Origin of the sequence: Roseinatronobacter sp. S2, assembly GCF_029581395.1 — a bacterium.
In the GTDB taxonomy this organism is placed as follows: domain Bacteria; phylum Pseudomonadota; class Alphaproteobacteria; order Rhodobacterales; family Rhodobacteraceae; genus Roseinatronobacter.
This window is the reverse complement of sequence record NZ_CP121113.1, coordinates 1,391,645-1,406,490: the sequence shown is the minus strand read 5'-3', so window position 1 is coordinate 1,406,490 and position 14,846 is coordinate 1,391,645. Positions and strand designations below refer to the sequence as shown.

Annotated in this window: 16 protein-coding genes and 1 other RNA gene; 8 read left to right on the top strand and 9 right to left on the bottom strand. The window is 58.6% G+C overall.

Translation table 11 applies throughout. The features are described from left to right. Position 1 precedes the first annotated feature (1 nt). The 3 genes from P8S53_RS06675 to P8S53_RS06665 all read right to left on the bottom strand — a co-directional run bounded on the left by P8S53_RS06675 (position 2) and on the right by P8S53_RS06665 (position 3,964). The gene (locus tag P8S53_RS06675; RefSeq protein WP_277806361.1) at positions 2–1,126 is read right to left on the bottom strand and encodes a murein hydrolase activator EnvC; all 1,125 of its coding nucleotides are present in this window, start codon (positions 1,124–1,126) and stop codon (positions 2–4) included. After that, the gene (gene gpmI / locus P8S53_RS06670) at positions 1,123–2,640 is read right to left on the bottom strand and encodes a 2,3-bisphosphoglycerate-independent phosphoglycerate mutase (protein ID WP_277806360.1); all 1,518 of its coding nucleotides are present in this window, start codon (positions 2,638–2,640) and stop codon (positions 1,123–1,125) included. Before gpmI ends, P8S53_RS06675 begins: the two co-directional genes overlap by 4 nt. An 85-nt stretch (positions 2,641–2,725) precedes the next feature. Continuing rightward, entirely contained in the window at positions 2,726–3,964 is a 1,239-nt protein-coding gene (locus tag P8S53_RS06665; protein WP_306417889.1) for an argininosuccinate synthase, read from the bottom strand. Between the two features lie 131 nt (positions 3,965–4,095). On the opposite strand from P8S53_RS06665, the gene P8S53_RS06660 reads away from it, so the two are divergent. After that, positions 4,096–4,521 (top strand): thioesterase family protein, encoded by a 426-nt coding sequence (locus P8S53_RS06660; RefSeq protein ID WP_277806358.1) that lies wholly within the window; start codon positions 4,096–4,098, stop codon positions 4,519–4,521. Next, positions 4,518–5,765 carry a threonine ammonia-lyase IlvA gene (ilvA, locus tag P8S53_RS06655; protein ID WP_277806357.1) on the top strand — a complete coding sequence of 416 codons (1,248 nt, stop codon included), beginning with the start codon at positions 4,518–4,520 and terminating at the stop codon, positions 5,763–5,765. Before P8S53_RS06660 ends, ilvA begins: the two co-directional genes overlap by 4 nt. A 99-nt stretch (positions 5,766–5,864) precedes the next feature. Here the strand turns inward: ilvA and P8S53_RS06650 are convergent, their stop codons facing one another. Beyond that, positions 5,865–6,191 (bottom strand): Hpt domain-containing protein, encoded by a 327-nt coding sequence (locus tag P8S53_RS06650; protein WP_277806356.1) that lies wholly within the window; start codon positions 6,189–6,191, stop codon positions 5,865–5,867. Between the two features lie 189 nt (positions 6,192–6,380). On the opposite strand from P8S53_RS06650, the gene P8S53_RS06645 reads away from it, so the two are divergent. After that, positions 6,381–7,643 carry a PP2C family protein-serine/threonine phosphatase gene (locus tag P8S53_RS06645; protein WP_277806355.1) on the top strand — a complete coding sequence of 421 codons (1,263 nt, stop codon included), beginning with the start codon at positions 6,381–6,383 and terminating at the stop codon, positions 7,641–7,643. Between the two features lie 99 nt (positions 7,644–7,742). Continuing rightward, positions 7,743–8,534 (top strand): alpha/beta fold hydrolase, encoded by a 792-nt coding sequence (locus tag P8S53_RS06640; protein ID WP_306417835.1) that lies wholly within the window; start codon positions 7,743–7,745, stop codon positions 8,532–8,534. Between the two features lie 12 nt (positions 8,535–8,546). Here the strand turns inward: P8S53_RS06640 and P8S53_RS06635 are convergent, their stop codons facing one another. From P8S53_RS06635 to P8S53_RS06625, 3 genes are all read right to left on the bottom strand, one after another. Further along, positions 8,547–9,356, bottom strand: coding sequence for an inositol monophosphatase family protein (locus tag P8S53_RS06635; RefSeq protein ID WP_277806353.1), 810 nt, complete (start codon positions 9,354–9,356; stop codon positions 8,547–8,549). 80 nt (positions 9,357–9,436) lie between these two features. Then, complete coding sequence (locus tag P8S53_RS06630; protein ID WP_277806352.1) at positions 9,437–9,790, bottom strand: helix-turn-helix domain-containing protein; 354 nt, start codon at positions 9,788–9,790, stop codon at positions 9,437–9,439. Positions 9,791–9,941: 151 nt separating this feature from the next. Continuing rightward, positions 9,942–10,139, bottom strand: coding sequence for a hypothetical protein (locus tag P8S53_RS06625; protein ID WP_277806351.1), 198 nt, complete (start codon positions 10,137–10,139; stop codon positions 9,942–9,944). An 11-nt stretch (positions 10,140–10,150) separates the two neighbouring features. On the opposite strand from P8S53_RS06625, the gene P8S53_RS06620 reads away from it, so the two are divergent. Next, positions 10,151–11,113, top strand: a complete 963-nt coding sequence (locus tag P8S53_RS06620; RefSeq protein ID WP_277806350.1) for an NADPH:quinone oxidoreductase family protein — start codon at positions 10,151–10,153, stop codon at positions 11,111–11,113. A gap of 148 nt (positions 11,114–11,261) precedes the next feature. Then, on the top strand, positions 11,262–12,044 hold the full coding sequence (locus P8S53_RS06615) for a Bax inhibitor-1/YccA family protein (RefSeq protein ID WP_277806349.1): 783 nt from the start codon (positions 11,262–11,264) through the stop codon (positions 12,042–12,044). Between the two features lie 444 nt (positions 12,045–12,488). On the opposite strand, the gene rpmG is transcribed toward P8S53_RS06615, so the two are convergent. Next, a complete protein-coding gene (gene rpmG / locus P8S53_RS06610) occupies positions 12,489–12,656 on the bottom strand; it encodes a 50S ribosomal protein L33 (RefSeq protein ID WP_274350835.1) in 168 nt (55 codons plus the stop codon). 155 nt (positions 12,657–12,811) lie between these two features. Next, positions 12,812–13,210, bottom strand: an RNA gene (gene rnpB, locus P8S53_RS06605) — RNase P RNA component class A. A gap of 136 nt (positions 13,211–13,346) precedes the next feature. Between rnpB and surE the strand changes: the two genes are divergently transcribed. After that, complete coding sequence (gene surE, locus P8S53_RS06600) at positions 13,347–14,132, top strand: 5'/3'-nucleotidase SurE (protein ID WP_277806348.1); 786 nt, start codon at positions 13,347–13,349, stop codon at positions 14,130–14,132. Continuing rightward, on the top strand, positions 14,129–14,779 hold the full coding sequence (locus tag P8S53_RS06595) for a protein-L-isoaspartate(D-aspartate) O-methyltransferase (RefSeq protein WP_277806347.1): 651 nt from the start codon (positions 14,129–14,131) through the stop codon (positions 14,777–14,779). Before surE ends, P8S53_RS06595 begins: the two co-directional genes overlap by 4 nt. Positions 14,780–14,846: the final 67 nt, after the last annotated feature.

Here is a 14,846-nt window from a genome sequence, read left to right as displayed (position 1 = left end):
CCTATTCTGGTTCCTGGCGCACAGTGAATGCGAACCATGGCTCCGGGTCAATGGGGTTCCCGCCCTGTCTTAACTCAAAATAGAGTGTTTGATTGCGTGTTCCAGTCCCCGCCCCTGCGGAATCTTCTGCGGGCATGGTTCCAAGGGGGGCATTACGGGGTAAAATTTCGCCGGTTTCCACCATTAACCCGCCCAGCCCCACAAAAACCATCAACATGTTTTCTGCCGGTTCCAGTATGACCGCGTTCCCCTGCCCCGCCAGCGAACCGGCATAGCGCACGGTTCCCGACCATGGCGCAGTGACCAAAGCATCCGGCGTCGTGGCCAGCACCAGACCGGCGCGCGCAATGCCCGCAGCATCTGGCTGATTGAAACGGCGCAGGATTGTGGCGCGCACCGGCAATTCCAGCGTGCCATGCGCCGCTGCAATGCCCGCCACGGGCGTCGTGCCCAGCGCAGACTCTCCTTGTGCCAGTTCGGCGGCAAATTCGTCCAGCGTCGCGGCATCCTGTGCCAGCATTTGCAGGCGTTCGGGATCGTCAAACAGCCGCTTTGGCAACGGGCCGCGTTCGGAAATCGCCTGTGCAAGCGCGATACGGGCATCTTGCGCGGTGCCAAGGCCCTGTTCCAGCGCCAAAAGCCCGTATTGCCGCGCACGGCGCAGGGCGCGCAATTCCTGCAACTCGTCGCGCAATGCCGCAACTTCCGCGCCCAGCCCTGGTGCCAGTTCCCCCAGCAACTGGGCCGCGCGCGCAGCGTCCAGCGCACCGGACGGGTGCACAAGCGCAGTGTTTGCATCAAGCCGTTCCGTCGCCATCAAAACCGCCAGCAGGCGCGACAGCTCGCTGCCCCGCGCCGAAAACACGCGCGACAGCGATGTTTCGCGCAGCTGCACATCGCGCAACCCTTCGCGCAGGGCGACCATGCCATCTTCATAGGCCTGAATCGTGGTGCTGAGTGCGGCAATCCTGTCGCGGCCCGAACTGGCCTGCTGAAGATCAGCGCCTGCATCTTGCAGCGTGCGCGCCGCCGCCATCGCACGATCCGCCGCATCGCCCAGCGCGGGCGCAGATGCCAGCGCAAGCCCTCCCGCGATCAGGGCCGCGATCAGGGCCGCGCGGATCATTCCACCGCGATCAGGCTTTTGCCTGTCATCTCTGGCGGGGTGTCCAGCCCCATCAACTCCAGCAATGTGGGCGCGACATCGGCCAGCCGACCCGCGCGCAGGCACGCCCCCGCAGGCCCGCCAATCAGCACCACAGGAACAGGGTTCAGGGTATGCGCGGTATGTGGCCCGCCGGTTTCCGGGTCGATCATCATTTCGCAATTGCCGTGATCTGCGGTCAGCACCATGGCCCCGCCTGCCGCCGCCAATGCATCCAGCGCCGCGCCAAGGCCAGCATCCACGGCCTCGACCGCGCGAATGGCGGCATCCAGATCACCGGTATGGCCCACCATATCAGGATTCGCAAAATTAACGACAATCAGATCATAGCCCGCGCCAATCGCCTGAACCAGCTTGCCGGTCACGTCACCCGCCGCCATTTCAGGTTGCAGATCATAGGTCGCAACCTTGGGGCTGGACGGCATGAAGCGGTCTTCGCCCGCTTCGGCATCTTCCTTGCCACCATTCAGGAAGAAAGTGACATGCGGGTATTTTTCGGTTTCCGCCAGACGAAACTGCCGCAGGCCCCTCGCCGCAACCCATGCCCCCAGCGTGTTCACGATCTTGCGTTTGGGAAAGACCGTCGACATGAACGCGTTATGTGCGTCGGAATATTCGACCATGCCCAGAAGCGCGCGCCATTGCGGCGTCGCGCCCCGTTCAAACCCGCTGAAACTGGGGGCTGCAAGGGCCGCCAGAATTTCGCGTGCACGGTCCGCGCGGAAATTCAGACAGAACAACCCATCCCCGGACCGCGCGCCTGCATAGCCCGAAATAATTGTGGGCGCGATAAATTCATCATTCTCGCCGCGCGCGTAGGCTTCGGTCACGGCCAGACTTGCAGTTGCTGCCGCCAGCCCTTCGGCGCGCATGATCGCATCATGGGCGCGCTGCACACGGTCCCAGCGATTGTCGCGGTCCATGGCCCAATACCGGCCAATCACAGTGCCGATACTGGCCCCGTCGGGCAGGCTGGCCTGCAACGTGTCAAGGAACGGGCCAGCGGACTGGGGCGCCACATCCCGCCCGTCGGTGATTGCATGCACCACCACCGGCACACCGGCGGCGCATATTGCAGCAATCGCGGCTTGCAGATGCGTGATATGGCCGTGCACGCCGCCATCGGACACAACGCCGAACACATGCGCGACCCCCTTGCTGGCCTGCATCTTGTCAATAAAGGCCAGCAGCGCGTCGTTGCGCAGGAAACTGCCGTTTTCCAGTGCCAGATCAATCTGCCCCAGATCCATCGCCACCACACGGCCCGCGCCGATATTGGTATGGCCCACTTCCGAATTTCCCATCTGCCCGCTGGGCAGTCCCGCATCCGGTCCGTGGGTGATCAATGTCGCATTCGGGCATTCCCGCATGACACGGTCAAAATTCGGCGTATTGGCCTGTGCCACCGCATTGCCGGTGCTGTCGGGGTTCAGGCCCCAGCCATCAAGGATACACAAGACAACAGGTTTGGTCATGACGTTTCCCTTTTTCGCGGACCGGGCCGAAGACATGCAGCCTTCGGCCTTGGAGTATTTGTAGCAAGATGAAACACGCCTGCGATCAGCCCTTCAGTCGCCGGTTGCGCGCCGCAAGCAGTTTCAGACGCAGCGCATTCAGCTGGATGAAGCCCGCTGCATCTTTCTGGTCATAAGCGCCTGCGTCATCTTCGAACGTGACATGCGCTTCGGAATACAGGCTGTGATCGGACCAGCGCCCGACAGTGCGCACAGACCCTTTGTACAGTTTCAGCCGGACCGTGCCAGTCACATGTTCCTGACTTTTGTCGATGGCGGCTTGCAGCATTTCACGTTCGGGCGAGAACCAGAAACCGTTATAGATAAGTTCCGCGTAGCGCGGCATCAGGCTGTCCTTCAGGTGGCCCGCGCCGCTGTCCAGCGTGATCTGCTCGATCCCGCGATGCGCTTCCAGCAAGATGGTGCCGCCCGGTGTTTCATATATGCCGCGCGATTTCATACCCACAAAGCGGTTTTCCACGAAATCCAGCCGCCCGATACCATGTTTGCGGCCATATTCGTTCAGCGCGGTCAGAATAGTGGCGGGGGACATCGCGGTGCCGTTGATGGCCGTTGCATCACCCTTCTCGAAGCTGATTTCGATGAATTCCGGCGTATCGGGCGCATCTTCGGGGTTTACGCTGCGCTGATAGACATAGTCGGGCGCATCTTCGGCAGGGTCTTCCAGAACCTTGCCTTCGGATGATGTGTGCAGCAGGTTGGCATCCACGCTGAAGGGCGCTTCGCCGCGTTTGTCCTTGGCGATGGGTATCTGGTTGGCTTCGGCGAATTCCAGCAGCTTGGTGCGCGATGTCAGGTCCCATTCGCGCCACGGTGCAATCACCTTGATGTCAGGGTTCAGCGCATAGGCCGCCAGTTCAAAGCGCACCTGATCATTGCCCTTGCCCGTCGCCCCGTGGGCCACGGCATCCGCGCCGGTGGCTTCGGCAATTTCCACCAGACGTTTGGAAATCAGCGGCCGCGCGATGGACGTGCCCAGCAGGTATTGCCCTTCATAAAGCGCATTGGCGCGAAACATCGGGAACACGAAATCACGCACAAATTCTTCGCGCAGATCCTCGATGAAGATGTTTTCAGGCGCGACCCCCAGCAATTCCGCTTTCTTGCGCGCCGGGTCCAGTTCCTCGCCCTGACCAAGATCGGCGGTGAAGGTCACCACTTCGCAATCATATTCGGTTTTCAACCATTTCAGGATGATCGACGTATCCAGCCCGCCGGAATAGGCAAGCACGACTTTTTTCGGGGCATTGGGTTTAGCGGACATCATGGCGGCTCCGGTTGGATGACGGGGTTTTCATTCGTCTATTGGCTTTGGCGAAGTGCTGCAAGGGCACAGGGGTTCTGCTGCGCCACAGATGTGGTATGGCTTGCACAAAACCCGCTGTCGGAGATCACATGCAAAACCGTCTGGACCTGCTGAGAGGGGTCATCCATCCATGGCACCACGACCATTTCGGCCACATGAATGTGCGCCATTACGCGCCTTTCTTTGATGATGCCTGCTATCACATGTGGACAGCGCTTGGCCTGCCCTATAGCCGGATGCTGACCGAACACGGGGTGCACACAGTCTCGGCGCAGGCAACAACGCGGTTCATTCAGGAATTGCAGGCAGGAGATCTTGTTGTGATTGATGGTATCGTGTCACGCATCGGCACAAAAAGCTGCGCCTTTCACTTGCGCATGATGCACGCAGATACAGGCGCATTGCACGCCACCTATGATCTGGTCGAGGTGTTTTTCGACCCCAAATCCCGCAAATCCGCCCCGATGCCGCAACATATTCGCGACAAATTGCAAAACTGGCTGGTGCCGTCATGACAACATTCCGGCAAAATGCCACCACAGCCACACAGGCGCTGCGGGAATTATTCCCCCCCACGCCACTGGTGCGCAATGATTACCTGTCACAACGCTACGATGCCGACATCTGGCTGAAGCGCGAGGATTTGTCGCCCGTGCGCAGCTACAAACTGCGCGGCGCGTTCAATGCCATGCGCAAACGGCTGGCGGCATTTCCCGACCAGCGCCATTTCGTCTGTGCCAGCGCGGGCAACCACGCACAGGGTGTGGCATTCGCCTGCCGTCATTTCGGCGTGCAAGGCACCATTTTCATGCCGGTCACGACCCCGCAGCAGAAAATCATGAAAACCCGCACCTTTGGCGGCGATCATATCGACATAAAACTGACGGGCGATATTTTTGATCAGGCGCTGGATGCAGCGCAGCGTTTTTGCAGCGATCTGGGCGCACACTTCCTGTCGCCCTTTGACGATGATGACGTGATCGAAGGGCAGGCAAGCGTTGCCGTCGAAATGCTGGAGCAGCTGGGCCGCGCCCCTGACATGCTGGTCCTGCCGGTGGGCGGTGGCGGGCTGGGCGCGGGCATGTCGGCCTACCTGAAAAGCGCGGCCCCCGATATAGCCCTGCGTTATGTGGAACCCACCGGCGGCGCAAGCTTCACCGCCGCGCTGGATGCAGGCAAGCCAGTGACCCTGCCCCGTCTGGATACATTCGTGGATGGGGCATCCGTCGCGCGGCTTGGCTTGCGCACATTTGACAGATTGCGCGACACCCACCCCGATCAGGTTTTGCTGGCTGCGGAAAACAGGGTATGCGTGACAATCCTTGATATGCTGAATCAGGAAGGCATTGTTCTGGAACCGGCGGGCGCGCTGTCCATCGACGCGCTGCAAGATATCAGCGCTGAAATTCGCGGCAAAACCGTCATATGCGTGGCATCTGGCGGGAATTTCGATTTCGAACGCCTGCCAGAGGTGAAGGAACGCGCCATGCGTTTTGCGGGCACGAAAAAATACCTGCTTTTGCGCCTGCCCCAGCGGCCGGGGGCGTTAAGGGATTTTCTGGGCATCCTTGGCCCCGAAGATGACATTGCCCGTTTTGAATACCTTAAAAAAACCGCCAGAAACTTCGGCACGGTTCTGTTGGGCATTGAAACCACGCAGCCACAGAATTTCGCCAGCCTTTTTGCGCGAATGGAACAGCACGGATTTACATTCACGGATATTACGAATGACGAAGTGATCGCAAATTTTGTGATTTAACGGGCATAGCGTTCAGAAATATTAGCGCGCCCCTGCACACCATGCCAAACGGCATTTGGTTTCGGGGCGTTGTATGCCATGATGCGCGGGGCTGGAATGTCAAACCTTGTCGCGCCACACCTCTCGCAATGTGGCAATCGCTTCGGGAAAATCGGACAGAACACCTGCACGGATTTCATCTGTCTTGGTATCTTCGCCGGCCAGCTCTTCGGCACGCCCGCAAACATCGGCCATTTCCCGCAACCCCAGATTCAGCGCAGCCCCTTTCAGAAAATGAAACTCTGCCATGCGCACATCTGCGGCATCTGCCATGCGCAACCGCGCCAGCGCGTCATCCACTTCTTCGACAAAAAGGGTCAGCACTTCTTCAAACGCCTCCTCGCCGATTTCATTATGCAGTTCGCGCACGCGATCCCAATCTATCACAGGCCCACCTTTCACACAGATTTGGCATAGCATAAGAGCATTTTCTTAACGTGCAGTAACCCCGCACTGCGATAAAATCGGCGCGAGATTTACAAGTTGTTAAACCGGGGATGCAATTCTGGCGGTGATTTCACTTTCGCCGTTCACTGCTGCCCGGGGCGCCCTTTGGAAACAGATAAAAGCAAACGTATGGTTTGTGAGGCTGGATTACCAGCCCGAAAACATGCGCTGATCGTGGATGACAGCCGCGCGCAACGGATGATTTTTGCGCAGCATTTGCAGGGCTGGGGCTATGAAACGACAGAAGCGGCCTCTGGGGTGGACGCGCTGGCATTATGTCGCGGCACGCATTTCGACCTTGTGCTGTCGGACTGGATGATGCCGGGAATGAACGGGCTACAGTTTTGTCGTGCGTTTCGCGCATTAAGGAACAAAAAATACAGCTATTTCATACTTTTGACGTCGAAAAACGACAAGAACGCGGTGGCCGAAGGGTTGAATGTCGGGGCTGATGATTTTCTTAGCAAGCCTGTCTCGACGATGGAATTACGCGCCAGAATCAGCGCAGGTGAACGCTTGCTGGACATGGAACGCGAAGTGCGCAAGGCATTGCAGCAGTTGCAGAATGTGCATGATGCGCTTGAACGCGACCTGCAACAGGCCCGAAAACTGCAACATGCCCTGATTCGCGACCGCTTTCGCGATTATGGAAGCAGTCACCTGTCACTGCTGCTGCAATCCTCGGGGCATGTGGGGGGGGATCTGGTTGGCACATTCCGGATTTCCGCCAGCAGGATTGCCGTCTATTCCATCGATGTGTCGGGCCATGGCGTGGCCGCCGCGATGCTAAGTGCGCGCATCAGCGCCTTGTTCGCCGAAGGCGCGCAAAGCCAGAACATCGCCTTGACCCATGATCCTCATAAGGGCGAGGTTTCGGCCTGCGCCCCCGAACATGTCGCCGCGCGCATGAACGAACTTATGCTCAGCGAAATGGAAACCGAAACCTATCTGACCCTTGCCTATGCGGACCTTAACCTTGCGACAGGTCAGGCCACCATCGTGCAGGCGGGGCACCCGCATCCGGCAGTGCAGCGAAAATGCGGCAAGGTGGAATTCGTGGGCGCAGGCGGGCTGCCTGTCGGGTTGATCCCGCAGGCCAGCTATTCCAGCTTTGATGTGATCCTTGCACCGGGCGACAGGCTGTTCCTGTATTCTGACGGTATTACAGAATGCTGCGATGGGCACGACCGCGAATTCGGGCAGGACAGGCTGGGCCGTATGATGGAAAACCTTGCTGACACATATGGACTGGATTTTCTGGATTCGCTGAAATGGCAGCTTGGCAGATGGTCAGGAAAAGACGAATTCAGCGACGATGTCTCCGGCGCGATCTTCGAATTCCATGATTACGCCCCCGAGCACGCAGTTGGCGTTCATATGCCGGACCCCTGATCGCGCGGCCTTGCGTTCGGCCCTGATTGCAGCAAGACTGGCTGGCGAAGTTGCAAGAATATGCCGGGGCGCAACGGCGGGGCCACCTGCTGACATTTGATGGCGCCCCGCCCCAAACAGTATGGAGCCACCTTGAGCGAATTTCTGACATCCCCCACCGGACGATCATTGGCCTATGCCCGCACCGATGGCGATGGTCCGGGCATCGTTTTTCTGGGCGGGTTCAAATCGGATATGTCAGGAACCAAGGCCCTTTTTCTGCAAGACTGGGCCAAAGCCAACGGGCGTGCGTTCTTGCGTTTCGACTATTCGGGACACGGACAAAGTTCGGGCGCATTCACGGACGGATGCATTGGCGACTGGGCTGAGGATGCGATAGCCGTGCTGGACGAACTGACCGCTGGGCCACAGGTTCTTGTTGGCTCGTCGATGGGCGGGTGGATCGCGTTGCTTGTCGCCCGCGCCAGACCTGCGCGCGTGCATGGCATTGTCGGCATCGCCGCCGCACCAGATTTTACCGAAGACAGCATGTGGCCACAACTGACACCGGCCCAACAGCAGCAGGTCTTGCAGACAGGGCAAACCACGCTTCCCAACGACTATGATGACCAGCCCTATATACTGACGCGCCGCCTGTTCGAGGATGGAAAAACCAGACTTGTGCTGCGCGACCCGCTACCGCTGCCCTTTCGGGTGCGCCTGTTGCAGGGCACAGGTGATGAGGCGGTGGATGTGTCCGTGCCCCTGCGCCTGATGGCGCACGCAGATTGCCCCGACATGGAATTACGCCTGCTCAAGGATGTGGATCACCGGTTTTCAACACCGCATTGCTTGCAGCTTATCGCCGCAGCAATAGATGACGTGTCTGCCAGCGCCCCTGCCATTGCGTGATCTGCCGGCTATTCAGGCACCAAGCAACGCAAGCGCCTGTGCATGAAGCTGCGGGTTCGCCGCCGCAATGACCTGCCCGCCTGAACCGACCGCGCCGCCCTGCCAGTCGGTCACCACCCCCCCCGCCGCTTCGATCACGGCCAGCGGGGCGGCGATGTCATAGATATTCAGCCCCGCTTCAATCACCAGATCAATCTGGCCCAAAGCCAGAAGGGCGTAGGCATAACAATCCATTCCGTAGCGTGTCAGCTGGCATGCCCCCGATACGCGCTGAAACGCGTGCATTTCTTGCTTCGTGCCAATTTCGGGAAAGGTGGAAAACAAGATCGCCTTGTCCAGACCGGGTGTTGCCCGGCACCGCAAGTCAGATGTGCCATGCGGCCCTGTGCCATGGGCCACGCCCAGACCACCGATAAAGCGTTCACCAATATAGGGTTGGTCGATCACGCCCAGAAATGGCCCCTGATCGTCGGATACCGCGATCAGAACCCCCCAGCAGGGGCTTCCACTTAGGAACGAGCGCGTGCCATCGATTGGGTCAATAACCCAAGTCAGCCCTGAAGATGTGGCCAGTGGCCCGAATTCTTCGCCAATGATGCCATCACCGGGGCGCAACTGCGCCAGCCTGTCCCTGATCAGCTGTTCAACAGCACGGTCCGCCACGGTGACAGGGTCAAACCCGTCACCAGACTTGTTGTCGGCAGTCAAATTGGGTTGCCGGAAATGGCGCAGCGTTTCTGTCCGCGCCAGATCAGCAAATTCATGTATCAATTCCAGAATCTGCGCCTGTTCCCCGCGGGAAATATTCGTGCGGTTCTTCACTCTGGAAATCCTTGTGTCGCGGTCGGGAAACCCCTTATTGGCCTGTCAGGCGCAAGACCGCAACCACGCAGATGCGCGCGCTAGGCCGCTTCACCCAATGCGCGTGCCAGATCAAACAGGCGTTTGCGCTGGTTTTCGGGAATCGCGTAATATGTCCGCAAAAGATCAAGGGTTTCCTTGTTTGACAGCATATCGTCACTATGGCTCATCTGATCCGCGTTCACATCCTCAAAGAAGAATGTGATCGATACCTTCAGGGCTTGTGCAATATCCCACAGCCTGGAGGCCGAAACACGGTTCATGCCGGTTTCGTATTTCTGGATCTGCTGGAATTTTATTCCAACAACTTCTGCGAGTTGCTGCTGGGTCATGCCAATGGCCCAACGACGCTGTCTGATACGCTGCCCAACATGGATATCAACAGGATGCGACATTAATTTCCCCAGTCCACAATCATTTTCATTCACTCATCAAGAAGTCATCGAGGGCATTAACACACTGATACTACGCAGAGAACTTAGAACAAGTAAGCTTGCCGCAACACTACTGCCCTCGATGGACGACACGAACTCCGACGCGGCAAGCTCAACCACTGGTGTAAAGTAACTTGCCCCGAATAGATTGATCAAACGTTTCATTGCCCCAAAATTTTGAAATATTCGCAAATTGCATTGCGTTTTGCAAACAACCTGAGGCTGAATGAAGCGCATTGCAAATACCGCTGGTGGGGAACCCCTTGTCCCGCCCCGGCAATTCGGCAAGATTGCCTGAAACAGCAATCATGGAACACCAGAATGCGCGCAGTCCGCCTTGAAAATATCGAATCACTTCCGGCCATAAGCCAGGTTCCCACGCCGCGCCCGGAACGGGGGCAAATCACCGTGAATGTGGCCGCTTGTGGCCTGAATTTCGCGGATTTGCTTACGATGAAGGGGCAATATCAGGAACGGCCACCATTGCCGATGACTTTGGGCATGGAAATTTCAGGGACTGTGCGCGAAATCGGCCCTGATGTGGACGGGTTTCATGTGGGACAGCGTGTCGCGGCGTTCACCGGGATGGGTGGTCTGGCCGAAGTTGCCCTGTGCCCGGCAGAGCGCTGCATCGCACTGCCAGACGACATGACAATGACGGATGCTGCGGGTTTTCTGGTGGCATATGGCACGTCGCATCTGGCACTTGGGTACCGTGCCAGGTTGCAGCGCGATGAAACACTTGTTGTTCTGGGGGCTGCTGGCGGTGTCGGACTGACGGCGGTTGAAATCGGCGTGCAGATGGGGGCGCGCGTGATAGCCGTTGCCCGCGGGGAACAGAAATTGCAGGTCGCAAAACAGGCGGGCGCAGCGATTTGTCTGGACAGCGACACCACCGACTTGCGCCGCACCCTGAAGGATCTGGGCGGGGTCGATGTTGTGTATGATGCCGTCGGAGAGCCGATGGCCAGCGAAGCCCTGCGCGCCCTGCGTCCAGAGGGGCGCTTTCTGGCCATTGGCTTTGCGGGGGGCAAGGTGCCACAATTTCCGGCCAATATATTGCTGGTCAAGAACCTGACAGTCATCGGGCTGTATTGGGGCGGCTATCTGAACTTCGCCCCGACGCCCCTGACAGACAGCTTGCGCGAGTTGTTTGACTGGTATGCGCAGGGGCGGCTGAAACCGCATGTCAGCCATGTGCTGCCCTTTGATCAGGTTTTTGAAGGGTTCGAATTGTTGCGAAATCGGAAATCAACCGGCAAGATCGTCATATCAATGCAGTAGAATGCGCAGGAATGTCGCGCCGCAAGGGGAAGCGGATCAAATCCTGTCTATTTCACTACGGAAATGCTTGAATTCTGTGGCTTTCGGCACGATATTCCTTGCATGACCGCGCGGGGGACTCCGCGCATTTTTTTGACCGGAGGTGAAAATGGCCAATTTCAACACGATGCGCGCTCAGGTGAGTGGTGCTCGCGCTGAACAGATTGACGCGGGTTTGCGCGCCCATATGAACAAGGTTTACGGCACCATGTCCGTGGGTATGCTGATCACAGCTGCTGCCGCATGGGCGATTTCCGGGCTGGCGGTCACCACAGATCCGAGTGCGGCTGTCGCCCAGCTGCCCAATGGCACGCTGCTGAACAGCCTTGGTGGTGCAATCTACCTGTCGCCGCTGCGCTGGGTCATTATGTTCGCACCGCTGGCCTTTATCCTGTTTGGCTGGGGTGCGCTGATGCGCCGTGCGTCGGCCGCTGGTGTGCAGCTTGGCTTTTTCGTATTCGCAAGTGCGATCGGCCTGTCGCTAAGCTCCATCTTTCTGATGTTCACCAGCTATTCGATCACACAGACCTTCCTTGTGACCGCAATTGCCTTCGGCGGGCTTAGCCTGTGGGGATACACCACCAAGAAAGACCTGTCGGGCATGGGCACATTCCTGATCATGGGTGTGATCGGCCTGATCGTGGCGATGGTGATCAACATCTTCCTTGCAAGCCCTGCAATGATGTTTGCGATTTCAGCCATCGGCATTCTGATCTTTGCTGGCCTGACCGCATTCTACACCCAGCAAATCAAAAGCGATTATGTCGCGCATGCCATGGCTGGCGATCAGGAATGGCTGGACAAAGCTGCAATTGATGGCGCGCTGAGCCTGTATATCAGCTTCCTGAACATGTTCCAGTTCCTGCTGATGTTCATGGGGCAGCAAGAATAACGCGATACCATAACACATGCGACACAGGGCCAGTGGAAACACTGGCCCTTTTGTTTTGCGTGGCGGGAGGTGGGCGGCGCATGCAAACCGCACGAACAGGACCCCCATATACTCTGATCATATCCGAAACAGCCCCAAGCGCTTATCCGTTCTTGGCGTGAAGGGGGCGTTGGGAAAATACCCCAGTGCGGAATCAAGGCCGCAGGCCGCCGCACTATCGGCGGGCCGTCCCGCGGCCTGCCGATAGCGCGGGCTTACTCCAAGGGCGAAGGATTGCTTCAGGCCAAAACGATCCGCGGCCAGTGCCACGTCCACTTGATAAACCGACGCGCGCAACGCGCAGATAACCGCAGGCACATGCTGGCATCACCGCGATTCAACCCTTGCCGCAAACAAAAACCGCGCCCGAAGGCGCGGCTTTCAGTCAGCTAAAGTCGGGCAGGATTACTTGATCTTGCCTTCTTTGTATTCGACATGCTTGCGCACGACAGGGTCGTATTTGCGCGTTGTCATTTTCTCGGTCATGGTGCGGGCATTCTTTTTGGTCACATAGAAATGCCCGGTCCCCGCGGTCGAGTTCAGACGGATCTTGATGGTGGTCGGCTTCGCCATTTTTTACTCTCCTGAACCGGGACACGCGCCATGACAGCCCTGCGCCCGTGAATTCTGAAACTGCCTTCTACAAGGCTCCCGCCCCGTGTCAACCGGATTCCCGAAATATTCCGCCGCGAAAGCCATGGTTTTCGCCTGAACGGCAGAAAAAATGAATGTGCGGATGGTCTGTAAGCCGGGTTCTGTTCAGGGGGCAGTTGCCCCCGTCGATGACCATTCATCTGCCCCTGCCCTTGCGGACAGGATCTAGCTGCCAACCCGGACTTCAGGCTGAAGCGGCCCTGCGGAGATATCCCGGAAGGATCATACCCGCGCGAAGTCCCTATTCGGCATTGCTCCCGGTGGGGCTTGCCATGCCAGTCCGGTTGCCCGTCCTGCGGTGGGCTTTTACCCCACCGTTTCACCCTTACCATGCATGCATGGCGGTCTGTTCTCTGTGGCGCTTTCCCTCGGGTTACCCCGGCCGGGCGTTACCCGGCACCGTCACTTCATGGAGCCCGGACTTTCCTCGCGCAGGGGCATGCGCCCCCGCACGCGGCCATCCGACCATCCGCACACGCCCCACATAGGCAAAGCGGGACTGCGCTGCAACTGCTACAATCGCACAGGCATATAAATGGTTCGGGCGCAGCCCCTTGTCGGCTGCGCCGCCCTGTTCTAAGCAAGATATATGCAAACCAAGGGGGTATCATGCGCATTCTGGTAACCAATGACGACGGCATCAACGCCCCGGGCTTGCAGGTTCTGGAACAGATTGCACAAAATATCGCGGGACCGGATGGCGAAGTCTGGGTCGTTGCGCCTGCGTTTGAACAATCCGGCGTGGGCCATTGCATCAGCTACACCCACCCGATGATGATCGCCAAGCTTGGCACGCGCCGCTATGCCGCCGAAGGGTCCCCTGCCGATTGCGTGCTGGCGGGCCTTTATGACGTGCTGCAAGGCGCGCGCCCCGATCTGGTGCTGTCAGGTGTTAACCGTGGCAATAACGCCGCCGAGAATGTCATGTATTCCGGCACTGTGGGGGGCGCCATGGAAGCGGCCCTGCAAGGACTGCCTGCAATTGCATTATCGCAATATATGGGCCCGCTGACCGAAGACCTGCCATCCATCTTTGACAGCGCCGCAGGCCATGGGCAGGCGGTGATCGAACGCCTGATCAAAGAGGCCCCCTGGGACAAGGGCGACTACAGGCTGTTTTACAACGTGAACTTCCCCCCTGTTGCAACGGGCGATGTGAAGGGGCTGCGTGTCACCCCGCAAGGCTACCGCCGGGACACGTTTTTCGGGGTGAAGCCGCATATCTCGCCGTCGGGGCGGAAATTTCTGTGGGTGACCGGCGGGCCACAGCACCAGCCGACAGCGCCGGGAACCGATGCGGCGGTCAATCTGGACGGCTATATTTCGGTCACGCCCATGCGCGCCGATCTGACGGCACATGATGCCCTGAGCGATGTGAAAAAGGCACTTGAATGACGCAAGGTGACGACGATCTGAGCGAGCAGCGCATGCGCTTTATCTATACCATCCGTTCGCGCGGGGTGACGGATGCGCGGGTGCTGTCGGCAATGGAACGGATCGACCGGCGTGCCTTTGTCACCGGCATATTCAGCGACCGCGCCTATGAAGACATGCCCTTACCCATTGCCTGCGGGCAAACCATCAGCCAGCCGTCCGTTGTGGCGCTGATGACCGAAGCCTTGCAGGTCAGCCCCCGCGACAAGGTGCTGGAAGTCGGCACCGGATCAGGCTATCAGGCCGCCATCCTGTCCCAGCTTGCGCGCCGTGTCTACACGGTTGAACGTCACCGCACGCTGGCGCAGGTGGCACAGCGAGTGTTCAACGATCTGGGGTTGCACAATATAACAAGCATGGTGTCAGACGGGTCGTATGGTTTGCCTGAACAGGCCCCGTTTGATCGCATCATCGTGACTGCTGCGGCAGAAGACCCGCCCGGCCCGCTCTTGGCGCAGTTGAAGATCGGGGGTATCATGGTTGTGCCGGTGGGTCAGTCAGATACAGTGCAAAGCCTGATCCGCGTAATCCGGCATGATGATGGTTTTGAGTATGAGGAAATGCGCGCAGTGCGTTTTGTGCCCCTTCTCGAAGGTCTGGGGCACTAAAAGAAAACTAACGGTTGCGGCGCGGGACACAAAACCCGCCAGCGCCATTGCGCGACACAGCAGAGGT

Excerpts from the sequence above, each read along its gene's own strand:
- P8S53_RS06675 (WP_277806361.1), bottom strand. The coding sequence starts at position 1,126 with ATGATCCGCGCGGCCCTGATCGCGGCCCTGATCGCGGGAGGGCTTGCG.
- gpmI (WP_277806360.1), bottom strand. The coding sequence starts at position 2,640 with ATGACCAAACCTGTTGTCTTGTGTATCCTTGATGGCTGGGGCCTGAAC.
- P8S53_RS06665 (WP_306417889.1), bottom strand. The coding sequence starts at position 3,964 with ATGTCCGCTAAACCCAATGCCCCGAAAAAAGTCGTGCTTGCCTATTCC.
- P8S53_RS06660 (WP_277806358.1), top strand. The coding sequence starts at position 4,096 with ATGCAAAACCGTCTGGACCTGCTGAGAGGGGTCATCCATCCATGGCAC.
- ilvA (WP_277806357.1), top strand. The coding sequence starts at position 4,518 with ATGACAACATTCCGGCAAAATGCCACCACAGCCACACAGGCGCTGCGG.
- P8S53_RS06645 (WP_277806355.1), top strand. The coding sequence starts at position 6,381 with ATGGTTTGTGAGGCTGGATTACCAGCCCGAAAACATGCGCTGATCGTG.
- P8S53_RS06640 (WP_306417835.1), top strand. The coding sequence starts at position 7,743 with ATGGCGCCCCGCCCCAAACAGTATGGAGCCACCTTGAGCGAATTTCTG.
- P8S53_RS06630 (WP_277806352.1), bottom strand. The coding sequence starts at position 9,790 with ATGTCGCATCCTGTTGATATCCATGTTGGGCAGCGTATCAGACAGCGT.
- P8S53_RS06625 (WP_277806351.1), bottom strand. The coding sequence starts at position 10,139 with ATGATTGCTGTTTCAGGCAATCTTGCCGAATTGCCGGGGCGGGACAAG.
- P8S53_RS06620 (WP_277806350.1), top strand. The coding sequence starts at position 10,151 with ATGCGCGCAGTCCGCCTTGAAAATATCGAATCACTTCCGGCCATAAGC.
- P8S53_RS06615 (WP_277806349.1), top strand. The coding sequence starts at position 11,262 with ATGGCCAATTTCAACACGATGCGCGCTCAGGTGAGTGGTGCTCGCGCT.
- rpmG (WP_274350835.1), bottom strand. The coding sequence starts at position 12,656 with ATGGCGAAGCCGACCACCATCAAGATCCGTCTGAACTCGACCGCGGGG.
- surE (WP_277806348.1), top strand. The coding sequence starts at position 13,347 with ATGCGCATTCTGGTAACCAATGACGACGGCATCAACGCCCCGGGCTTG.
- P8S53_RS06595 (WP_277806347.1), top strand. The coding sequence starts at position 14,129 with ATGACGCAAGGTGACGACGATCTGAGCGAGCAGCGCATGCGCTTTATC.